Source organism: Pseudomonas sp. AC070 (genome assembly GCF_979258635.1).
The window spans coordinates 3,836,025-3,858,915 of the sequence record NZ_OZ409871.1 but is presented as its reverse complement, the minus strand read 5'-3'; the positions used below and the strand labels follow the sequence as shown (position 1 = coordinate 3,858,915).

Below are 22,891 nucleotides of genomic sequence, written 5' to 3'. Positions count from 1 at the left end.
GGGGCACGGGACGCTAAGACCTGGAAGGGTTTCCGCGAATCCTGAGTGGGGTAGACACTCCCGCTCCAACGAGCTTCATGGCGTTCTATGCAAAACTCGTGTTTCCGGGCGTGGATGGGAAAGGAAATGGACAAGAATTTCTTAGGAAAGTATCTAGAGGCTATGAAGCGGCAAGATTCCAAGGGCCGTTGTCTTCACTTTGATACCGGCGGAAGGTGCGAGGAAATTATCTCCGCCCACTCGATACAACGCATGGGGCAGTTGCAGCGCATCGCTGAGGATAGCCATGTCTATCGAATGAATGGAGATATGTCCACTCTTCGCAAAACAAATGGCATTCCAGTGCCTAAGAGAATTGGCATAGGTAAGGCATCAACATTCTTAGGATTTTGTAAAACACATGACAATGCTCTATTCGAGCCCATTGATAACGCTCCTCTCCGACCTACTGCTGAGCAGATAGCGCTCTACGCATATCGTTCGCTCTGTCGAGAGTGCTTCGTCAAGGAAAATGCGTTGCAGGTAATGAGGGAGACGCTCGATTCGTCCGATCTGGATAAGACTAGCCGAGATTTCATGGCGGCTGTGTTTTACGGGACAGCCTTTGGTGTCAAAGGACTGGAGTATCATAAAAGGTGCTATGACGAGGCCCTACAGAACAAGAGTTTTGATGAGTTCCGATATGTTTGTTTTGCTACAGAGTCGCGCTGCTCCCTACAACTTTCAGGTCTTTTTTATCCTGATTTCGACTATCTAGGAAGACCACTAAATGATCTCAGTGACCGGTCATCCCCTCCTGAGCTGCTTACAGCTTTTACTGCCCCTACGGATACCGGCTGGAGCTTCACATTCGCTTGGCACGGTTCAAGTGACTCAATATGTATGCCATTCATTCAGTCACTCATTGAGTGCGTAACTCGGGGAGATCGTCTTGAGGATCTGCTGCTCAGATTCTCGCTCTTCACCTGTGAAAATCACGCCATACGTATTTCTTGGTGGGACGGTTTACCTGAGTCTGGGAAGCAGGCAGTACTTAGAAAAATTCGTTTAATGCTTGATCCGGACGAGCCTATCCCAGCTAACTACCTTACGAAAGGCTGCGAAGGATTGGCAGATTGGACGTTCGGCCCAGTTTTCACAAATCTCGAAATCGGACCTAGCGTTCGCTAGTGAAAGTTGCCAGAGCTTCTGTATGAGGCTACTGCCCCAACAGCTGTTCGATGTCTACGCCCTTTTCTCAGGCAGCGAACCGGTATCTATCAGCAAGCTGATGGGCGTCATGGACCTGGTTAACGAGAAGTGGGGCAGGGGGACGCTAAGACCTGGAAGGGTTCCCACGAATCCTGAGTGGGGCATGAGACGGGAAATGATGAGTCCCAGCTATACCACGAGGCTGGATGGACTTTGGGGCGTACCTTAAGAGGTCAGGGATTTCCTTTGGACGGGGCAAGCCTACGGCGAGTGTTTGCTGCTAACCGAAGGAGAGCCATAACGGCGAGAGGACCATCTTGGCCGATTATAGCCCTTCACGACTGGCGGCTATCGGCCAACAGCAGTCCATGGACACCCCGATGATCCGTCAGTAATGTGCGCGTAAGTCATGTCGCTTTTCCTCCTCGCCTCAAGTCGCGTTTCTCGCGCGACACTCAAACCGAGCAAGGAGCTACGCATGAACAAGGAACGTTATCAGACGCAAACGGTGGAAAATATCACGCCACATGTGCCGTCTACTTATATTTAGCCGTCAGCAGGAGCTTTTACATGGATTGGAATTGGTTTTTCAGCTCGCTTTCTCAATCATCTGCGGCAATTGTTGGTATATTTGGCGCATTCATAATAACTAAAATACTTAGCAACCAAGCAAGTTACTCTGAGAAAGTGAACAAAGGCAGGGATACGCTAACTCAATGCAGAAGAGTAGTAGACTCTGCCGGAGGCATGTATTTCACATGGTATAACAAACAGACAAACAAAAAGCAGTACGATGAATTGAGTAATCTTTTTGAGGGGGATGAATATCTCACTCCTGAGCAATACTATGATCAACTAAACTTTTCGTCTTTTTCACCACGCAATGAAATCCTTCAAGAAATTGAATCAATTATACAAGCAAATAAGATCGAGCAAAAGAAAGAACGAGAGGAACTTAGACAAAGGGCGGCCCGCTTTCAACAGCTGAGGCCCGGATTCGCATATATCGAACCGGCACCAGTGAAATTTTCAGCCCTTTCTCCATTCAACATGGATTTGGCTAATAATTTACAAAAAGAAAGGGAAGCAATCGATAGTGTTATTAGAGAAGCTCGGCACCACATACGTTTAGCATCAAATATGCTCGACTCCATAAGAGGCAATCCCGAGTCATCACCACAAATCACCTACGCGTTAGCCTTAGTAACAATGTTATTTTTTATTGGGGTAATTTGGCCATTAAGTTTCATGCCCGCAAATCCTGAGGGTGATTTCAACTTGTCCTTTTCTGCGTTCTTCACATTACTATTAACCATTAAAGGCGCTTTCCTCACCGCACTATCACTTATATTTGGAGCGGTTCTGATTATGTTTTTCTGGCTAAATATAAGCTTGAAGCACCCAGAAGGAACAATAAAAGAGCTTGAGTTATATACAAACATAACATCGTACTCTGAGTATTTTTCAATTATGGATGAAAACGAACGTCTAGGGGCCGCAAGCCATGACTGCTAACAAATGGTTCAAGTCGTTCGCTTCGCTCACGGGGGGCGAGCTAAAGTCGGCCCCTTAACCAAACGTTATGCCATACAAGGAGGGTTCAACGCTATTCCCATTGTTTGATAAAGACTGCGATCTTGCCGGCTGGATTTCACTCAATCAGCACATCTTTGATACAGAAATGAATTGGGTAGCTTATATTTCTAACAATCACGCGTGGTCTGCGGATTCAGGGGATTGGCTTGGCCCCGTTCACGGCCTACTGTGTCTTGATCAAAGTGGCTGCCCAGTAGCTTGGAACCCACAAGTGCGTGTAGCTGGGGCAGCACGTCCCCCCAGACCGGCTCGATCAGCCCGATCAGCTAGGCCTGCTCGCCCGGCACGTCCTGCAAGACCAGCGCGACCAGCTCGACCTGCCACCCCCGCAGGCGGTTGGTCGCAGTTTTTATTCCCCGCATGGCTGGGGCAGTAGACCCATAGCAAATGGCTCAAGTCGTTCGCTTCGCTCACCGGGACTGGCTAAAGCCGCCCCCTTAGCAGGTGCTCAATACAGCAGCAACCAGATAAAGCCTGGCAGGGATACAGGAGCTGATACTCGGGCGTCAGCGGGTTGATCACTCTTGGGGAAAACGACTGCTAAATGGCTGGTATTGGCTGAAAGCTGTCCTTCACGACAGGTACAAACAGTCAGAAGCAGTGGACCGATTCCAAAAAATAGAGCCATTCAACCTAGGAGTTAGCCCAAGGCAGCTCTGCAGGCTCATACCTTTCAATCATTGGTCGTACGATCTTGGTCAAAGCACGTCGAACGCTGCGTACTCCATCTACAAGCTCTTGTTCACTCATTTCGCTGCCAAGCATTTTAAGTGTGATTCGATAGGCTTCCGCCTCAGTCAGTACTAAGGCTCTGGGCTCGCCGTTGCCCTTGATGGCAGCTGTCTTGCGTGCGGGTTTCAGTGCATCATTTCGAAGTGCACTCAGCTCATCGTCGAGTCTGAACCCTTCAATCAAGTCCCAAGCGTACAGCCCATAAATCATCGTATTCACATTCATTGTTGATTTGACGATTACGTGCTCATCTGCTTCAGCCTTCAAGTGCGTAACCAGACCTGAGCTTCCACTCACGACGACAGAGGCAAACTTGTCATCCGGGAACTTGCCGGACTCGAAAGCCTTGAGTGTGTGGCGTCCTCTTGCTGAAGCCTGGGCCATTTCCAGCTTGGCCTGTAGTAACGCCATCGGCGGCAGTGGCCTGGCTAGGTCAAGCACCAGGACAAGCTTATCCTCCAGACAATTGCCGTTAACGGTAATGTCGACCTCATCCGTGGCGAGCGCCCAAGCTTGGGCGCGGCGAACAATCATTGGCGGGGAAACAGGGCAGGGATAACTTGAGAATCGTCTTATAGGGCCAGTGCCAGAAAAGGGCGGGTCGTCATCATCGCTATCAATTCTGCGCGACTCTCCGAAAGAGCTGTAATGACTGTCGACAGTGCCAAGCTCTTCTTTGCCTTTGTCAGAAGTGATGTAGGCCCACCATTGATGCAGGAGGCGTATGTCGGCTCGAATAGCAAAATCTGCAAGGCAGAATCCATCAAGGTGTGGCCTCAGTAATTCGCCTACCTCGACAGCTTCGGCTTGGAAAGTGTCCAGAGCGCTGAGTAAAACCGACTCTTCCTCCTCTGTGTACCAAATAGAGCGAAAAACTCCTTCGTTCTCAACAGCCTTCAACACCCGCCAGGCACCGTCTTCCACGGGGCCGTTTGCGTCACTCTCCGTAATGCAAAACTCATCGATTCCTTGGGCCAACGCTTCAAGCCTGGTGAAAGCAGCATGCCCTGAGCGGAATGCTTTTCGCTTGGCAATTTCGATCCAAAAGACTTTTTCCAAATGATCCTTGTTGAAAAGATCACTCTCCGAATACTCGTTCGCTGGCATTGTCAAGACCACGCAGATAAATACCGCTGTTGAATTTTCACGAAAACCGAGGCGGGGTAGTTTCATTCGGCCGGTCAAAAATCCTGATCAGTCCGGTTACTCAATAGGTATGGAGAAAAAATGCCAATACTAGCCCCGATCTTCCGCGAGCTGAACCTGCACCGAATTATCGATTTATCAGAGGCAGGCCTCAGCAACTCAACCATTGCACGCGTCATCAACGACAAACCGGGCAATAAACCCACTATGACCGCCGCCGATGTAAATGGCTATTTGAAACTGAGCAAGGCTGGGACGGCAGAGATGCTCGTCAGCGCTCAGGTGCATAAAGCACTTAAAGGGGAGGCGAAAAAATCCTGCAAGGAAGAAACCATGACCTTGGAATGAGCTGGGTTAATGCGCCGACCTCCTTGGTCGGCTGCATATCCTTCCCGTATTGGCGATTTCTTGCTGATGATGAATAGCCCAGCCTCCCTAGAAAGTCCGGAAATTCATCGTACGGTTTGTACAGTCGGGACATATCAGTCCGCTTTTGGCTGTTTTCTGCCTGTCGTGAAGCGCAGCAAACGGCCAGAAGCGGGCAAAAAGAGCTAGCATATGCTTTGACCAAAATAGGCCGTGGTCGGCGCCCGCCTCCTAAAAAGAATTGGTCGGGTTCAATACCAATTAAGCCGAGAGACTAACTGACCGTACTCCTTCGCTACCATCTCGAAGCGTTCAAAGCTTCCACCAAAAAGGCCGGCCTTGAGGGGAGCCCAACTTGGGCCCTGTGTTTTTGCTTCTTGCACAACCCTTTCAAAAGGAAGCCTCTTCCAGCCGAAGCGACCAAACGGACCCCAGACGCCTTCGTCCCTCAGAATACGCATGTCTGCGACGGCAAGACCGAGTAACACCTCGAATGTATCGAACGCTTGTTCATAGCTTTTGCCAAAGAAAAGCAAATCATCCAAGCTGGGCTGAAGGATTTTGAATAGGTACTCGCTGAGAGGCGTGTAGTTGTTCTCGTGCCCCGGAATGGACTTCAAAACATTAGTTCGATTCAGTTCGAGTATGCATTTCCCAATGGCCTCGACTAGAAGCGGGCTTTGGTCTCGCTGCTCGATAGAGGGAAGAGACGTGTAGAAAAGCGCCGCTAGGCTTTCGTACCGCTGTGCGTCTATTGCCGCGATACCGACCCTATAGGTCTGCAAGATAAGTGGGTACCAACGCAGCTCCAACCATATCTGTTGCCCGCCGCGTACATCTAACCGATCACACGAACGAGCCAAACACTTCTGGAGAGTGGCTAGATGCACCGGCTTAGCCCAGTAGGCCACGGCGGCTAGTAGGGTGGAGAGGTCTAGTGATGCGTTCTCGTATCGCTCTAACCTTAAACTGAAGTCTGCTTGGTTGAATCCACCCGACAACGGAAAGTCATCTTCTGAAGTCATTGCTAAGAAGCGCCTCACTTCACCCACCAAAAAGTCGTGGAGTTCTATGGAGTTGCTTTCATTAGAAAGTAAGGACTTCACTCTCTCGGATTTTTTAGCCAGGTTCGAAGTAGCTGTCAGATTCTCTGCATGAGGGATAGTGATGAGTCTATCCAGATCCTTATCGTTGATACGCTCTAGCTCGCTTAGACCGGCTGCCTTGAACACAAAGTCGCCATCTCCGTCGAGGTGTCCGTAATGGGGGGTTTGGTTGGAATCCCTGTCACTTGAAACTCGCTGGTAAACGTATGACATAAGGCTATTGGCGGTAATGACACCTCCGTCGCTAGCGGCTTTACCTAGGAGTCCTTCAATCAGATGGCCAGTAAATACTGAGTGACCTGGAAGTGGTCCCCCTGCATCTGAAACAGTTTCGTCAGCTTTTCCTGCGGTCAGAACCTGCCGAGAGTGCCTGAGCAGCATGTCCTTTAAAAAGCGTGCGCTCCCAGGCAGCGTGCTTCTCGTTAAAGCCAGTCCGCCGTAGCACGCATCCATGATGTACATGAGATGTTTTGCCCGAATCAGTTCGGAGTTCTTCGTCAGATCATCCCAACGAATAAGTGTGCTGTAGTCACTTGGATCGGCATCTTGGGGAACAAGGAAGCCAACCTCTCCTCTATTTCCTGTGAGGGTGTGACCGTGTCCCGCGAAGAAAACGACCACTCGATCATCAAGCCCTACGTCTTCTCGCATAAAGCTGCAGTACGCCTTGAAGATGGCATCTCTTGTCGCATCCTCGTCGAGAAGACATATGACATTTTCCGAGGGGAATCCAAACTCACCTATTAGTAAATCGCGAACGGCGGTAGCGTCATTGACAGCGTAGGCCAGAGGCGGAACGTGTTCGTATCTGTTTACGCCGATCACTAATGCATGACTGTTTGCGTAGTGAGTTTTGAGGAGGAAACGAATATCTCGCATAGGATCACCTTTTGAAACCTAACGATTAATCATTATTCTGAGAGTTGAGCTTCAGATGGAACCTCAGATGCTACATCTTTTGCTTTGATAAGGAGCTTCTCAAGCCTTTTATTCCTAGACTCAAGATTCTTGAACGAAATAAAGTCTGACTGAATTAACTCGTAGCATTTATGAGTCGAATACACCTCATCCAGTACTCGATTCTGAATTTCAGCGTAGCTCTTTGTTTCATAAAGCTGCCAAACGCTTTTGCCCGACTCGAACTTAACTCCGTACATGTATTTGTTAAGAATGTGATTTTTCGATTTTGGATATAAGAGATTGCTAGGGTTGTTGAAAGTGCCAATTGCGATCTGTGAAAGGTCGACGATCCTAAAGCTATTTTGAAGAGCAAATGCATCTTGATTTGAAAGAATGTGAAAGCGCTTAAACAGCTCAAAAAGAATCGGAACGTCGGAAGAGATGATCCCGATTCCGCACAAGACTGCAGATACTGCCCCATCATGGGCGTCTTTCACCTTGTCACATGCAGATTTGAGCAATGCATAGATGCTCTCAAGCATCTCTTTCTCTGACGCATGCTCCCATAACCAAAACGACTTGGTCTTTTTGTGGACTTCAGATTTTGCGATATTGAAATCCCGCTCTGGATTCGCAACCAGAAACGAGCCACCGAGGAACTTACAGTCCTTGTCCCAGGGGTTGTAGCAAAAGCCCGACTCTGAGCGTTTCTCCTCCGGAACGTAGAACTCCAAATCGAAGAACACCACCCTGCATTTTCCTAGCCTAATCCGACCTTTTTGCATCGCCATCCTTGATTACCACTTCGCATGCTGCGCCAATCATAAAAGTGCGCATCATTACAGTGAGCGGCGGTGGCGACAAGAGTGCTATTAGGCGCCGTTGTCGCGGTTACCTGCTCCTCTCTTCGGCATCATCCAACTCAGATTGAGCAAGCGCCGCCTTGACCAAATCCAGCGTTCGGTTTTGATCTTCGGTCAGTTCGAGTAAGTCGAGCCGTGCCACCCATTCTGTCCAGCGCTCTAACTCCAAATAATCTGTCAATGAGCTAACTGGAATGTAAGAGGTCTGCGTAGTTGTGCCGCCTCTGCGGGAAGTCCGGACGCTAACCTGGCCTTGTGCAAATTGGAGGAATCGTGTCGGAGAGGTGGCATTCTCCTTGACCCAGCGGCGACCCGCGTCACCACCCTCGCTGTAACGGTTCAGGTCATAGAGGTATGACGCGTGATCCTCATCCTCCAGGAACTCGTCAGGGTCGCTATCAGCCTTCTCAAGCAATTTCCGCAGGTAGATGTCTTTCAACTGCTCTAGCCCATCGTCATCAAAATAACCTACATCACCATCCCTGCGGAGTGCGTAATCGGCTGCCAACAATTGATCAACTACGACAAGTCCTGGGCTCAACGCGAAAGCCTCAATGACTAGTTGGCTACGGTAAGCCTCCTGATCAAAGCGCTGGAGATACAGTCGTAATAGTCGAGTGACCTGCTGTCGCGGGGACCAGTTGGTGAATGACCCTTTGCGACCAACCCGCTCACCTGCGTGTAGTAACGCGTGCACCACCTCAACCGGTTGATCAGTAGGAAACTCTTCCGCCAATCCGAGCAAACGCTGGAGAATTTCCGCTTGGCGATCTTCCGCTTGGCTGATTAGCAGGGTGGTAAATGATTCGGGCTCAGTGATTCGCCGGCCTAATTCATGGAGCAACGAATTAGGAACATCCTGCTCAGGTATGGACATCTGAAAGTAGCGATCGAAAACCTCATCGCAGCACACGCGCGAATTTGCTAGCCAGCGAAGCTGAATCCCCTGATCGTAGCTCATGTTGCGGAACACCCAATCCAGCGTCGGAAACATTACCTGTAGCAGCTGCCGGGTGGCAGCCTGATGAGGCACCGGAGCGAGACTGACTAGTTGATCCACCACTTGGGTGATGCGTGCACGCTGCTGCTCATCCTGTCGGGAATATGTATCGGTCCCCGTTAGCAACGCCTTTTGTTTCGGTAGCTCCGCATAGGTCTCTGGAGCGAAGACACGCAAGCATTCCAAAGCGAACAGGTCGACCGCATTAACCTCAGCGACTTCTGTGCCACGAAGCAACCGACAGTGAAACGCCAAGGTGGAGGAATATCGATAGACGTGACGTAGGTTGCTAAAAAACAGCCGCATTCCACGCTGAAAGACTTGGTTCCAGTAGTCCTGCTCGAAGCGCTGCAGCAGTTGTGGCTCGCGGGCCAGAATTTCGTCCAGCCTCTGGAAAAGCAAAGCCTCCAACTGGCTTGACGCGATCGCTGGCACGCTGAAGGGGACCTGAATGATTTTTTCTAGATAGTCCGCTCCGTTGAATCCTGCCTTGAGCAAGCCCTGTTCGATCGTGTCCCGTTGAAACAGTAAGAGGAACACCACATTGGCGAAATCCATGTGGGCTTTAACCAGCTGAAAAATACCCTTCATCTGTTTCGGTGACAGCCGATCCAGGTCATCCAAAACTACCAACAAAGGCTTGTCCCGGATGCTTAGCAATTTCTGGAGTTTTTCCCTGAGCTGACTGAGTGTTAGCGCCGAGTCTTTGGCATCTTCATCTAAGCTCTTGGCCCATTTGGCAAGCCATGCACCACCTCGCTGCAAAACCAGGGAAGCGCTGCCGAGAGCGCCGGCTCCTGCAACTGCAAGCCATGTGATTTGCGCAATCGTGCCCTGTGCAAAGGTCCCAAGCAGGCTAGTTGCCACGGTCGATGCAAGGAGTATCGGCAACAACTTAGCCGTGCCGTCAGCCAAGCTGGCTCCGGTATTGAGGCGACGGCTATACGACCGGAGCAGCTTGGCCAGTTTCTTATCGTCTTCGCTAGAGTCTTTGCACTGTATGACTCGGGAGATTTCCGCAAAGAAAGCGTTGCTCAAATTATCCTGCCCAGCCCACTGCCACGGGTTGAACTCAGTAACCTGGCAGCCTCGGATCGCCGCCAAGTGATCCAGAGTCATGTTTTTGATCGAGGTCTTCCCGCTACCCCAGCCTCCTGTGAGGCTTATCACCAGGCTTTCTTGGTTTTCCCAGGAGCTAATAGCCAGGGCGAGGCGTTGAGCAAAGCCGGCACGATCGAGAAGATCTTGTTTCTGCGTTGTGATCGGTCGGTCATCAGTGAATTGCAATTCGTCGTTGGTCATTAGCTGCGCCCCGGCAGACGGGATATCAAATGGTTCGAGCGGCCGATTGCCGCCTTGGCTAAATCTTTGAGAGAGCATATCGAAACCGAGGGTTTCCCGAGACCAATCGATAGCCTGATCTGCAGCGTGAATTGCAAAGTCGCTGAAAACGAAATTCGGGAGCGTTAGCTAAAATCGATAAATTTGCTAATCAGCAAATTTATGCGAAAAGCCAAATTCATAGAAAAGGACCTTCCCTAGGGCATGCGAATTTTAAATGAGGAAGGACGCCTCCATACCCAATTACACACCCATTTACACCCAATTGAGTCCATTAAACCTTTGGCAGTGGGGACGCGCATTAGGCGAGTGAGGAGTCGGGCACGTGGCTTGGAAGACGGCCTAGTTTTTCCAAGCAGCAGGGAGGACATGACCCTGGCCATGCTGCTTGGATCAGCCTAAGGCCGATGGTTGTACGAGAACGTCATCGGGCGATGAGTTTCGACAGATTGAACGGCTAGCCCTTAAGGGGTCACTGCGTAGATCAAATTCGGCTATTGGAGCCAGCTATCTACCTTCTCTGCACCGAATTTCGCTTTCCATGCTTTCAGAACCTTGTGGTTACCGCCCTTGGTTTCAACAACTTCACCCGATTCCGGGTTCTTGTAAACCTTCAGCGTGCGCTCACGACGCAGACCAGCTACCTGGGGCTTAACGGCAGCCTTAGAGCGTTGCGGCTCAACGATTGCGATGACTTCACGCAGGCTCACTCCGTACTCGGCCATGAGCGCGCGTAGTTTGTTTTCAAACTCGATCTCTTTCTTCAGACCGTCATCGTTACGAAGCGATTCGAGCTGTTTCAGTTGTTCGGCCAGTTGGGCTTCTAAGGCTTTGAATTCTGCTATTTTAGACATTAGGGATCCTTACTATAGTGGCTCATTGATCGAGAGTTATCCGGTGATGTTAATCTACACGGCTGCCATTTCAATCGAGCTGGACCGGAAGTTTAAAGAGTTTTTCATAATACTGGATGATGAGCAGTTGTCTGTTTTCTGGGCTATGGTAGTAAAGCCACTGGTCAAACATCTCTAGCCGAAATGACATAGCTTCATCAGGCGTGGACCACCGTATCTTTAACACCCTCCAGATGTCTCCCCCCTCGTCGAACCAACTATCGACTTCGCCAGGATGATTTCGGCGCAGCGCTAGAACCGAAAGAACATCTGCATGCAGAGCGGTTTCGAGGCAGGCAAGACTATTTAGATCGAATAGCCAGGTGTCCTTCTGCAAACCAAGCAGAAAGCGACCACAAGTCTTACCTACTTCAGAACGATTCTGGGAGGTCTTCAATAGCCTGATGAACGCAGACGTACCGTTGACCAAAAGAGTTTTAGGACTGTCCATAGATGGCCCTCACATAAAATAATTGGAATAAATATCAATAAAGTTAGTAGCAGGACTGATGAACGCAAATGATTTTGGACTACGGAAGCTTGAGCCTAAGTATGGAAGTCTTTCTTGTGAGTCATTTGTGTTCGTCCTCCCAACGTATAAAATTAGAGGTAAGTTTGCTGGAGACTATTTCTTTTTTTAGCGCAGTGGCTTCTAAAATCTTGCCGTCTTCCAATATCCAAAATGCTTGAAATGCCCTAAGTAGCGACTTGATCATGAGGTATGGAGCATCGGCATCCGGATTGTTCTGCCCTAGAATATAATCGCTAGGATGTCGTAGCTTATCTAGCTCACTTTGAAGAGTTACGTTAATTTGCTGTATGCCGGTTAATTTATTAGAAATCTGTAAGATTTCAGATTGTGCTCTGTGTAGGTCTCGTCTGGCTCGATCAAGTGCTTCGTTTTTCTGTTTTAATGGAATCAGTTCGTCTAATTTTTCTCTGTAAGGGGCGCGAAGCAAAACTGTATAATGGCACTTTCGTTGGTTGGATAGGGTGCGTAGGTTTTGCTCCTCGGTCTTTGTAACCTGCTCACTCAAATATTTTGCAAGATGTGAAATGCATTTAAACTGAATGTTTTGACGTTTAACATCAGAAATACAAGCTTCAAGTACTCGCATCCTCTGAGGGATCCGGTTCGCTTGCCACTTTGCCAGATTTTCTGGTCCGCCCATATTTTACTCAAGAAATTTAAGTTGGCTGGGTGTGAACACTTTCGAGAGAGATGCTCGATATTCTTCTGGTGGAAGACTTACTAGGCGAAAGATTTCCTGTAGATCAAAGTTAGGATCTGACGCTTTGTCGCGGATGATGCCTGAAAGCTCGAATGCTAGTAGCGAAGGGTTGGGGTTCATTACAGCTTCAAGAAATCTGCCGTCTTGCAGTAAGATTTCACGACGTACACGTTCCATCCTTTGAGAAAAAAAATCTGAGTTGTAATGAGGCATTACTTCCACTTGATCAAGTCGGAGCATGAAGGCTGTCTCAGAATCGCCAGGCAGCTCATACCTTCCTATTTGCTCAAATACGGAATCTCTGTTGCCTGTGAGATATTTATGTTGGCTAATAAAATCCGGGTCCTCGATGACCGCATGAAGCGATTCCTCGATTACGAGCCAGTGAACTACATCTTCAGCAAGAATTAATCTGATGCTGAGCCTCGTGTTTTTCGAGATCGCTGAGGTGAACGTGATCAGACGAAAGTTTAATTTTGCAATCTGCTAGATTCTCGGCGATTTTATTTTTGTACGCGGATACTCTGATGATATTGTTTACGGAGAAAATTGCGTAAGGGCATAGAGCGCACCGCTTTAGCCCGTTGAACGCTTGCCTGATATGATTTGGGCAGATCATTCCGAAAGGGCAGAGATGAGTTGTCGCTTCTGCTAAATGTGCCGAACGCTCTTTTGCAATAATTTGAAGACCATTTACTTCGCCTTGGCGTTCGCCGAGTGTGGGTGGAGAAATTAACCCTAGTTCCATAATTATTTGTGGGAGCGTGTCATTGTGGCGCGCTAAATTGACACGATCTAATATTTCACTCGGAGTGAGTAGCAGGTCATTGACTTTTTGGATGGGCTGGAAAGCTGGCTCAAGTCGATTGAGTGCACCTTCTAATTTCCGATGTAGATATGAGTGGCCTTTGTTGTAGCTTCCTACAACGATGGCTGATTGACCCGTAAGATTTCCCATAGTGACTGGGTCAAGAACGTGAGAGTACTCTGTTACGAAGGTTGCTCTGATACCGTGTGGAGTTACATGTGTTCTTAACGTTACCGGGCAGTATGGGCATCCGTTTTCTTTATCGATCTTTACACCATCAGAGTATTTAGATAATTCCCAATCCTCCCAGCTATAAAAAGTGCCTTTGGACCCTGTCAGCTTTGCCGGAATCAAGGCCACAAGTCTAATTTTTTCAGCAGAGAAGCTGTTATACCAAGTCTGGAAAGTTAAACATATGTGGCTCCAGCGCAGAGCATAAAAGGCATCCGAGAAAGGCCCTCCAACTATAGGGTCATATGCAAAAAGGCATAGAATATCTTTGAATTTTGTTTTTTTCTTTCTTTCATAGTTTACCTTTTCGCTAAATACCTCGCATTCTTGCTCCTCCACCATATGCCTGCGCCAGTGATCTTGGCGTTGTAAAAGGTGCAGAACTTTATTTAAAACAAATATGTTCAGGCCGTAGGGGTTAACTTTGTCAGTGTTAATGTGAAGCCTGTTTATCATGTAGGGGTTTGCTGTGGACCTCTTTGTATGTTGCATAAATTTTAAAGCGCATAGCCACTGAAGGCCTTGAGTTCTGATTCCAGTTTCCAGTTGTGCGACCGTAAGCCTAATTGATCCCGGATAAAAATATGCAGCTCCGTTATGTTGAATGGTGTTAATCATTCCTGAGGAAATTGAAAGTATCGGATGGTAGTGTCCATCTAAAGACACTAAAGGCGTGTATCCAAGCTCGGAGGTTTGAAATGAATTTTTATTGAATGGAGCCTTTGAGATTGTATGTGCGGCCTCTGGATTATATTCAAGGTGGCTGCAAAGTGATTCTAATGCCCAGCAAAACTCGACTAAGATTGGGAATATATCGGATGTGAAAATATTCTTCGTGACGGTGACATACCGCTTCGAACGCGGGAGTTTAGTTACTGGGTTGCTGAGAATTCCTGCTTCATCCGGTGCGTTAAAAACAACATGCTCAAAAAAGCTCAAGTATATATGCATGGATGCATAGCTTTGAACGTAATTACATGAGGCATGATACTCAATGAATGATAGCGGGCGGTCTTTAACATCTCCATCGTATTTATAATGGGACGCGGTAAAGTCGTAAGGGTGGATTGGGTAAATGTAATTTGAGTTGGGGTTTTGTTTCATCCAGGCTGGAAGATATATAAATAGATATGAGTTTAGAATTCCTAAGGCTCTTATGTTGTTTTTTGGGTTCTCGTAATTTTTTTGATCTAAGTAGCTTTTCTGTGCGTTGGACCAGTGGTGCACAGTTTCGGGGTGTTTGAAACATGCAGATTTAAGATAATCATGTACTCCGAATTCATTGATTCGAAGGTGGTCTATTGTTGAAAATATAAAAAGTTTGTCTCTCTTCAGGGTTATAAGTAGTTCGTCGGCAGATACGGAGTTGTGGAGTACTGATTTCAAATACTCAGGCATGCTTGGTGCGAAAATGTTTGTCTTCTGTCGCCATTCGTTGTTCAAGTCAATACTTGAGAATAACACCCGGTTTTTAAATTCTTTTGCAAAAAATTCCATTACAGGTGTAATAGAGATATTTTTCCGTTTTTCACCATGATATACATAATTCTTCCAAGCTCTCATATCCGAAATGGATAGGTTCTCGGGTTCAAACCAAGATGAAGCTAAACATAGCTTCATTCCGCCGCAAACAGCCCAACGCAAATTTTCGAGTTTAGTGTCTCGATCAATGCCTCTTTGACCAGTGACAGGCTGGAGCGGTATCCTCAATAATGCCAACTCTAGCTCGGTATAACATGCAAGCTCATCTGGCAAGTCCTTCAGCCATATTAAATTTGGTCGCGAGAAAGTTACTGGAAGTACCGCGAGCCGATATTTGTGTAAGTAAAGTAGTGCTACTCTTGCGCCTTGGCGAACTCCTCGATAGTTACCTTTGTAGATATTCAAACCTGCTGCTCGCGATAGCACTTCTACTTCGTCCGTAGCTTCGTGAAAATGTTTTTTAGGTGCTATATTTTCTAACGCTAATGCTATATCAATATAATTTTTTGAGGTTACTAAGAAGCGGCCAAAGTATTTCGCGGCGTTACCTGCGTCGGGGTTTTTTACTGATAGGCTTTTAAGGTGGTTGCCATGTATTTCAGCTACATTCTTGAATGCGCTAATTAACCCTAGATATAGCTTTTCACCAGTATCAGTATAGTGAACGAAATTGGATGTATTTATCATTTTTTCTTGGTTTCATATTTGAGTTCTTGACGTAACTCTTCAATTCTCGTCATGTGAAAACCGATCATCATTTCTTGTTCCGCACGAGGGGTGTCGTGCGTGAAGTGATTTCTACCCTTTGCGATCTTTTCTAGTAATAATTCATATTCGACGACTGCGTATTTCTCTAGGGCTGATGCGGAGTGATGCCCAGTGAGCATCATTAACTCGTCATTAGATAGACCGCAGCCGTGCGTATGTTCGAAGAAATTTTTAAAGTAAACGCAGTAACTGTGTCTTAGGCTGTGAAGTCCCAGTCTTTTCCGGTTGTTAATATCTGTTTCATTGAGTGTGGCTTCCGCTGCGATACGAAAGCCTTTAAGAACCTGCGATCCATAATCATGAAGAAATAGTGGTGAACCATCCAAGGCTTGAAAAATGAAGTTATGTCCAACATCTGGCTTGTACTCATAGAGCCAATACTTCTCCAACATGGAAAAGAATAATGTTCCGTACGGTTCAAGGAGTAGGGTTTGTTTGGTTGCTCGTCCCTTCCAAGAAAGTTTATTGAATTCGGTTTGTGTAATGCCTGTATAAGAATGTGAAATGTTTGGTCTTGTAAAGGGTTCTATTGCATAGATTTTCCGTTCTAGAAGGTTAATGTCTTCCTTCAGAATTTGAATCGCTTCTATAGGACGAATACTGGTTGCCGCTATAAGGGCCCAGATAGCTGCATCGCGGTAGGAGCCTGCGTTGTTTATCAGTGAGCAAATGTGTTCCAAAGGGAAGAATTTCTTCGGATCTATAACTTGTTCTTCATCGCCAAATGGCCTGCTTACATGCCCTAAAAGATTTGGTATTTTTTTTCTTGGTCCACCACTGATAACAGAACCTACTCTAGAGTTGTTCCTTAAGTTCCGCTTCTCATGAAATTTAAGACTTTGCTCAGCTTTTCTAAAAGTTTTGAATACCGCTAGGCTATGGTCAAGCTCATTATTTATGCCATACACTTTATGACTTTCAAGGCTAGTGATGTTTTCATTTACAGCTCTTATTAGTTTTATTACGGATGCGTGGTAAATGACTGCGGATTTGGGACTGACTGGTTTATTCGGTTTTAACTTCTGAACTTTTTCTAAATAGTCTCTATCGCTTCTGTCTCCCCAGGTTAGATAGTCGTAATATCCGCTTATTAGCAGATTGGTATTTTCAGTGGTTACCCCACCTAAAACCGCATATCCGACTTCAAAGTAATCTAAGGCTTGTGCTGCGGCATAGCTATAGTTCTTTATCGTGTTGTATGAAAATGTATCCACTAATAGCGCATCTGTGAACACTCGGAAAGCATTATTTTCTTCGCCGCTAAAGATTCCTTTTGTCCAGAATAGCGCGAAGCAAGTCACTCCATGTGTGACTTTAGGTCGTAGTTCAAAATTTATGAGTTTGTTTTTCATTGGGAATATGTAGTTTTTTTTGAACTCATATTCAAGTGAGTATTTTTGCAGAAGGTTAGTTGTTTAATATGTGGCGATGTTTTGAGTTTATTTTTTGTCGATTTGAGTACTGGTTTTAAAGTGTTGAAATATAAAGACTGTTTACCCTATTGTCGGACTTTTTCTGTCGTTTTCGTTTGTGTAGCTTACATTGCAGAATGTGTGACCTTTCTTTAATTTCTCCATGGAATTAAAGTGGTCATTGTTATGATTTATAAATCTGTTGATCGTGGCTCCTTCAAGCCATTTTCAAGATTAAATTCCTAGGCTCTTCCGTCTGAACTGGTGGGGATTAACCAGCGGCGCATCCCTCCGATGGGGTGCTGATTCAGTGTTAGGACCAGGTCGACTGACGCTTGGGTAGGGAAGGAGTCCCGGTGGAGTGGAGGGCGGCTAATGCGCGAGGCATCTGTGCATTAGAAATATTATGAAATTCATGATGTTAGTGCGTGCTGTGGGTGAAATTGAAAGATTAAAGTTCGATTCCTCTCAACGGCACCATCGCTTCAACAATGCTTCGCCGCGCCTTCGTTCAGTCTTCCTGCGGCACCACCCAGAACAAGTGCACACCACCATCGTCGCGGTAGGCGATGGTGACGTTGTCGGTTTCGCCAATTTCAGCCAGCACCTGTGCCCAGTCGTCATCGGATTCGTCGGGCGCTTTGTAGAGCAGGGCGGTTTTCGATTTCTGCGCGGCGGGGGAGTTGATGATGCGTTGCAGGCGAGTCGCGAGTAGTTCGTACTGGCTCGGCTGGCGAGGAACGGCAGCTTTCGACATCTTGCGAAACCTCTTTTACTGTTTAGATATACAGTATTCTAGTTCGCGTGTTTTTAAGATGTCGAGTGCTGATTGGTGCTTTGTTGGCTGGAATTCAGAAGCCGCGAAGCTGGGCGAATTCCTCAACCGGCGCGCGCTCGGAGCGCAGCTGGTTTATGGTCGCCTCGCGGTCCGGGTAGCCCAACGCCATGCCGCAATACACCACTTCGTTGTCGGCGAGTTCGAAATGCCGGTGCAGGCTGTCGCGCGCCATGGCCCAGGCTTCCTGCATGCAGGTGCCCAGCCCGCGTTCTTCGGCGAGTAGGGCCAGCGACTGCATAAACATGCCGACATGCGCCCACTGCCCGTTACCCATGGCTTTGTCGATGACAAAGAACAGGCCCACCGGGGCGCCGAAGAATTGGTAGTTGCGCGACATCCACTTCAACCGCGCGCCTTTGTCTTCGCGGGGAATACCCAGCAGCGCGTACATGTCTTCGCCGATTTTGTAGCGCCGCGCCCGGTAGGGGTCTTGAAGGCCGTCGGGATAGATGGGGTGTTCGCCGACTTCACCCTTGGGGTTTTTCATAATGGCTTCGACGGCCAAACGCTCCAGCGCGGTTTTTTCCGCGCCTGCTACGGCGATGACTTTCCACGGTTGCAGATTGCCGCCCGACGGCGACCAGCGTGCGTCGTCCAGCAGGGCGTGGACGGTGGCGGCGTCCACCGGCGTGTCGAGAAAGGCGCGCACCGAGATGCGTTTTTTCAGGGTGTCGGCTACAGACATGAATGGCGTCCTTTAATGGCAGTGCGTAAGCAGCGGGCTGTCACTGTTCTAAGGACTTCGTGTGCCGAACGCAATCGTTCCGGTGGCCGCAAAACCGCCAGTGATCAGGCGGTTTTGACCGAGATACTTTTACGACTTCGCAAATCGCAGACAACAAAAAGCCCGCACGGAGCGGGCTGTTTGCAGATAGGGGCTGATCCTTCAGCTGCCTGGAGTATTGCGCAGAAATTGTGAAGATTTCGTGAAGGACGCCAACAAACCTTGGCGCTGCCTTACGCCGGCTGTTCTTCGTCGCGAATCAGCACGCACAGGCGGCCGCTTTCATCTTCCACAGCGTCGTACACGTAATACATCACCACTTCGCCCAAGCCGGGCAGCGCCGCAACGTAGTCGCCGATCTCGGCGCTGAAGTGCGCTTTGCTGCCGGGCTTGGCTTCGCTTTCGATGTAGGCGTTGAAAAACAGGCCAGGGTCGGCATCGCCGAAGAAGTCTTCATGGGCTTGCGCATCCCACTCGGCCGGCGCCGTGAATTGGCCGGCGAACAGCACTTTGCCGTCGCCCAGATCTTCTTCTTCAGCTTCCGGGTCGCTTTCGTCGAGACGGTACACCGTGCAGCTCAGCGCGTCGGCGTGGCCCAGAATGAAGGCGCGGGCGGCCATACGTTTGTCGGTATCCATTACAGGCATGGGTGTCTCCAGTAGGGGCGGCGATGTGCCTGCGAGCGGGCAGTGTGCCGTTCAACCGGTAGGCTCGCAAGCGCAAGCGTTGCACCGCGAGACCACGCGCCAGCCAAGGCGGCTGGCGCGTGGCAGGGCGTGCGCTTAGAGCGCGTCGACCATCGGGTCGCTGTCGGGCTGTACCTGCACGAAGGGCAATTGCAGACGCTCGCTGCTCCAGGCGCGAGTGGCGTTGGTCAGCTCAAGGTCGTTGTTCAGCTTTTTGCCGTACGAGGGAATGATTTCCTTCAGCTTGGCCTGCCACTCGGGCGTTTTGACCTTGTCTTTGAAGGTTTTTTCCAGCACCGAGAGCATGATCGGCGCGGCGGTGGAGGCGCCAGGCGAGGCGCCGAGCAGCGCGGCGATGCTGCCGTCTGCCGAGCTGACCACTTCGGTGCCGAACTGCAGCACGCCTCCCAGCTGCGGGTCTTTCTTGATGATTTGCACGCGCTGGCCGGCGTGCACCAGCTCCCAGTCGGCGTCTTTGGCTTCGGGGAAATACTCGCGCAGGGCGGCCATGCGGTCGTCCTGGCTGAGCATCAGTTGGCCCACCAAGTAGGTGGTCAGCGAGGTGTTATCCAGCCCGGCATTGGCCATGGGCATCAGGTTGTGCCAGGTCATGGCGCCGAACATGTCCCACAGCGAGCCGTTGATAAGGAACTTGGTCGAGAAGGTGGCGAAGGGGCCGAACAGCAGCGCTTTCTGACCATCAATCACGCGGGTGTCCAAATGCGGAACGGACATCGGCGGCGAGCCCACTGAGGCTTTGCCGTACACCTTGGCTTGGTGCTGCGCGACGATTTCCGGGTTCTTGGTCACCAAGAATTCACCGCCGACCGGAAAGCCCGCGTAACCGTCGGCCTCGGCGATACCGGATTTCTGCAGCAGCTTCAGCGCGCCGCCACCGGCACCAATAAACACAAACTTGGCTTTCACGCTTTTCAACTCTCCAGCGTTGCCCAGGTCGGCGACCACCACGGTCCAGGTGCCGTCGTCGTTGCGCAGCATGTCGCGCACTTCGTGCTGCAGGTGCAGCGCAACGCCAGGCCGGGTGGTCAGCGAGCCGAACAGCTGGCGGGTGATTTCGCCGAAGTTCACGTCGGTGCCAATCGGCATGCGCGTGGCCGCCAACTTCTGGCCTTCAGCGCGGCCGTCCATGACCAGCGGTATCCACTGTTTGATCTGCGCCGGGTCTTCGGAATATTCCATGCCGCGAAACAGTGAGCTGTGCTGCAACGCCGCGTGGCGTTTATGCAGGTAGGCGACGTTTTCATCACCCCATACGAAGCTCATGTGCGGCACGTTATTGATAAACGTCTTGGGATTGTTGAGCACTTTTTGCTCAACCTGATACGCCCAGAACTGCTTGGAAATTTCGAAAGATTCGTTGATCGCCACCGCTTTGCTGATGTCGATGCTGCCGTCGGCAACTTCGGGCGTGTAGTTCAGTTCGCAGAAGGCCGAGTGGCCGGTGCCTGCGTTGTTCCAGGGGTTCGAACTTTCCTCGGCAACCTGGCCCATGCGCTCGTAAATGTCGATGCTCCAGCCCGGCTCCAGTTCGTTCAGGTAGGTGCCCAGACTGGCGCTCATGATGCCGCCGCCGATTAGCAGCACATCGACAGTTTTCTCAGGTTCGGGCGTTTTTGCGCAGCCGACAACGAGCAGGCAGACGAGGGTTAACAACAGCTTTTTCATCAGTTTGACCATTTCCAGTTTGCTATCCAGACGGCATACAGCAAGACCGGGGCCAGGAGCGGCAGGGCGCCGCATGGCGGGGCTTTCGGCGCAAACGTGAGGAAAAGGCTGAATGGAATGTGGCCGGATTCCGCCAGCGGCGGGCGGAATGTCGCCGTCAGGTATCGGCTTCTACTTTGTGCCGCAACGGGTTGTCGGCCATGCACAGGGCGATCAGCAAGGGGATGGCGGCGATGGCAGCGTCCAGCAGCAACAAGTCGCGGAACGCAGTGCGAAGTAGCGTGCTATCCACCTGACCGAGGCTGGCGCTGATGTGCTCGGGGTCGACGCTGGGCAGCAAATGCCACAGCAGGCTCGACAGCAGCGTGACACCCAGCGCGCCGCCCAGGCCCCGGAACATCCCGCACGCAGCCGTCACCACGCCCAAATGGCTGAGCGGCGCCGCACTTTGAACGGCGACCATCGAGGTGGGAAATTGCAGGCCCAGCGCTACGCCGCAGCACATCAGTAGCGGCAAGCTGAGCACGCCCAGCTCGGGCGGCAGGAACGCCAAGGCCACCAGCGCGGCGGGCAATAGCAGGTTGCCGGCGAGAATCAGTGGTTTATAGCGACCGAGCAACGAACTCATTCGTCCGCCAATAAACGCCCCCAACGGCGCGCCGATGGCGATGGCCATCAGTTGCGTGGCGCCGGTGCTGGCCCCGCCCTGCGCGTGGGCATGCAGGGGAAACAGCACGGCCAGCGCCACGGCCTGAAAATTGGCGAAGAACAGCAAACACCAGCCCGCGCGCACGGGGCCGATACGGAACAATTCCATGGGAATGACCGGCTCGCTGGCGCGCCGCTCTTGCAGCACGAACAGCAGCAAGCCAACCAGTGCGATCCCCAGGCCGGCCGCGTTCTCCAGAGTCAGCCACTGGCGCTCCTGGCCCAGGCGAGTGATCAACAGCAACAGGCTGCCCAAGCCGATGAGCAGCAGCAGGCCACCGAGATAATCAAGCCGCGCCTTGCGGCGTTTTTCCGCTAAGCCGGCCAGCCGTTTTTGGCTCAGCCAGATCGCCAGCAAGCCAATCGGCAGATTCACCCAAAACACCCAGCGCCACGACAGTTGCTGGCTCAGCAGGCCGCCCAGTGGCGGGCCGATCAGGCTGGCCAGGGCGAACATGCCGCTGAACCACGCTTGGTAGCGGCCGCGTTCAGCCGGGGCGATGAGGTCACCAATCAGCGCCTGAATGGTGGCGATCATGCCGCCGGCGCCAATACCCTGCAGCGCCCGGGCGCCGACCAGTTGCCACATGTCTTGCGACAGCGCGCAGAACACCGAGGCGAATACAAACAGGCTGATGGAAATCAGCAGCAAACGGCGGCGGCCGAACAGGTCGCCGAGCTTGCCGAAGAACGGTGTCGAAATGGTCATGGCCAGCATGTAGGCCGACACCACCCACGCCAGCACTTCGCTGCCCGGCAACTGCGAGCCGATTTCCGGCAACGCCACGGCAACGATGGTTTGGTCCAGCGCTGAGAGAAAAATGCCAAGCAGCAGGCCCAAGAGAATTTTGCGCAGTTGCGCCGGGCTGAGCGGAACGGAAGTAGAAGCGGCAGTCACAACAGGCCCTTAACGGCTGGAAGCTGAGGCGGGATGTGGAGCGGAACAGGATCGGCAGCAGGAACCTCGCCAGGTTCTGTAGGTGTTCGCCTGCAAGACCGGCGGAAACAGCATTTTTGTGGAGTTTCCCTACAGGTTGCAAGGGCGTTTCTGATTTTTTAGTGAGGGGCGCGCGGTGCCTAATTACCTCCGGCGACACGCTTCGCCAAACCTGTGTTCACAGTGAGTTGCAAAGCAGTACGTAAAGTCACGATAGCGGTAGTCAGTAAGTAGTCTTTAAGTCA

18 protein-coding genes and 1 pseudogene are annotated in these 22,891 nt (G+C 50.3%); 5 read left to right on the top strand and 14 right to left on the bottom strand.

Annotation, left to right across the window (positions count from 1 at the left end):
• Positions 1 to 126 precede the first annotated feature (126 nt).
• The 4 genes and pseudogenes from ACZZ0Q_RS17320 (at position 127) to ACZZ0Q_RS17305 (ending at position 3,163) form a co-directional block, all read left to right on the top strand.
• A complete protein-coding gene (locus ACZZ0Q_RS17320) occupies positions 127 to 1,170 on the top strand; it encodes a hypothetical protein (protein WP_463541437.1) in 1,044 nt (347 codons plus the stop codon).
• Positions 1,171 to 1,231: 61 nt separating this feature from the next.
• A pseudogene (locus tag ACZZ0Q_RS17315) lies at positions 1,232 to 1,420 on the top strand (DUF4113 domain-containing protein); the annotation flags it as partial.
• 341 nt (positions 1,421 to 1,761) lie between these two features.
• Complete coding sequence (locus ACZZ0Q_RS17310) at positions 1,762 to 2,706, top strand: hypothetical protein (protein WP_463541438.1); 945 nt, start codon at positions 1,762 to 1,764, stop codon at positions 2,704 to 2,706.
• Between the two features lie 67 nt (positions 2,707 to 2,773).
• The gene (locus ACZZ0Q_RS17305; RefSeq protein ID WP_463541439.1) at positions 2,774 to 3,163 is read left to right on the top strand and encodes a 4-fold beta flower protein; all 390 of its coding nucleotides are present in this window, start codon (positions 2,774 to 2,776) and stop codon (positions 3,161 to 3,163) included.
• A 257-nt stretch (positions 3,164 to 3,420) separates the two neighbouring features.
• Here the strand turns inward: ACZZ0Q_RS17305 and ACZZ0Q_RS17300 are convergent, their stop codons facing one another.
• Positions 3,421 to 4,692: a hypothetical protein gene (locus tag ACZZ0Q_RS17300; protein WP_463541440.1), complete on the bottom strand. Its 1,272-nt coding sequence runs from the start codon at positions 4,690 to 4,692 to the stop codon at positions 3,421 to 3,423.
• 54 nt (positions 4,693 to 4,746) lie between these two features.
• Between ACZZ0Q_RS17300 and ACZZ0Q_RS17295 the strand changes: the two genes are divergently transcribed.
• Positions 4,747 to 5,013 (top strand): hypothetical protein, encoded by a 267-nt coding sequence (locus tag ACZZ0Q_RS17295; RefSeq protein WP_463541441.1) that lies wholly within the window; start codon positions 4,747 to 4,749, stop codon positions 5,011 to 5,013.
• Between the two features lie 269 nt (positions 5,014 to 5,282).
• Here the strand turns inward: ACZZ0Q_RS17295 and ACZZ0Q_RS17290 are convergent, their stop codons facing one another.
• The 13 genes from ACZZ0Q_RS17290 to ACZZ0Q_RS17230 form a co-directional block, all read right to left on the bottom strand.
• Positions 5,283 to 7,016, bottom strand: a complete 1,734-nt coding sequence (locus tag ACZZ0Q_RS17290) for a caspase family protein (RefSeq protein ID WP_463541442.1) — start codon at positions 7,014 to 7,016, stop codon at positions 5,283 to 5,285.
• A 32-nt stretch (positions 7,017 to 7,048) separates the two neighbouring features.
• Positions 7,049 to 7,828, bottom strand: coding sequence for a hypothetical protein (locus tag ACZZ0Q_RS17285; protein WP_463560785.1), 780 nt, complete (start codon positions 7,826 to 7,828; stop codon positions 7,049 to 7,051).
• 100 nt (positions 7,829 to 7,928) lie between these two features.
• Positions 7,929 to 10,202, bottom strand: coding sequence for a KAP family P-loop NTPase fold protein (locus ACZZ0Q_RS17280; protein WP_463541444.1), 2,274 nt, complete (start codon positions 10,200 to 10,202; stop codon positions 7,929 to 7,931).
• Positions 10,203 to 10,735: 533 nt separating this feature from the next.
• Positions 10,736 to 11,095, bottom strand: a complete 360-nt coding sequence (locus tag ACZZ0Q_RS17275) for a histone-like nucleoid-structuring protein, MvaT/MvaU family (protein WP_463541445.1) — start codon at positions 11,093 to 11,095, stop codon at positions 10,736 to 10,738.
• Between the two features lie 70 nt (positions 11,096 to 11,165).
• Entirely contained in the window at positions 11,166 to 11,585 is a 420-nt protein-coding gene (locus ACZZ0Q_RS17270; RefSeq protein WP_463560783.1) for a DUF7673 family protein, read from the bottom strand.
• 121 nt (positions 11,586 to 11,706) lie between these two features.
• Entirely contained in the window at positions 11,707 to 12,306 is a 600-nt protein-coding gene (locus ACZZ0Q_RS17265; RefSeq protein ID WP_463541447.1) for a hypothetical protein, read from the bottom strand.
• A gap of 457 nt (positions 12,307 to 12,763) precedes the next feature.
• Complete coding sequence (locus ACZZ0Q_RS17260; protein WP_463541448.1) at positions 12,764 to 15,574, bottom strand: hypothetical protein; 2,811 nt, start codon at positions 15,572 to 15,574, stop codon at positions 12,764 to 12,766.
• Entirely contained in the window at positions 15,571 to 17,007 is a 1,437-nt protein-coding gene (locus ACZZ0Q_RS17255; RefSeq protein WP_463560781.1) for a hypothetical protein, read from the bottom strand. Before ACZZ0Q_RS17255 ends, ACZZ0Q_RS17260 begins: the two co-directional genes overlap by 4 nt.
• Positions 17,008 to 17,578: 571 nt before the next feature.
• Positions 17,579 to 17,824, bottom strand: coding sequence for a DUF1654 domain-containing protein (locus tag ACZZ0Q_RS17250; protein WP_463541451.1), 246 nt, complete (start codon positions 17,822 to 17,824; stop codon positions 17,579 to 17,581).
• A gap of 94 nt (positions 17,825 to 17,918) precedes the next feature.
• The gene (locus ACZZ0Q_RS17245; protein WP_463541452.1) at positions 17,919 to 18,590 is read right to left on the bottom strand and encodes a nitroreductase; all 672 of its coding nucleotides are present in this window, start codon (positions 18,588 to 18,590) and stop codon (positions 17,919 to 17,921) included.
• Positions 18,591 to 18,862: 272 nt separating this feature from the next.
• The gene (locus tag ACZZ0Q_RS17240) at positions 18,863 to 19,276 is read right to left on the bottom strand and encodes a hypothetical protein (RefSeq protein ID WP_463541453.1); all 414 of its coding nucleotides are present in this window, start codon (positions 19,274 to 19,276) and stop codon (positions 18,863 to 18,865) included.
• A gap of 135 nt (positions 19,277 to 19,411) precedes the next feature.
• Complete coding sequence (locus ACZZ0Q_RS17235; protein WP_463542302.1) at positions 19,412 to 21,001, bottom strand: malate:quinone oxidoreductase; 1,590 nt, start codon at positions 20,999 to 21,001, stop codon at positions 19,412 to 19,414.
• Positions 21,002 to 21,158: 157 nt separating this feature from the next.
• A complete protein-coding gene (locus ACZZ0Q_RS17230; RefSeq protein WP_463541454.1) occupies positions 21,159 to 22,607 on the bottom strand; it encodes an MFS transporter in 1,449 nt (482 codons plus the stop codon).
• Positions 22,608 to 22,891 lie beyond the last annotated feature (284 nt).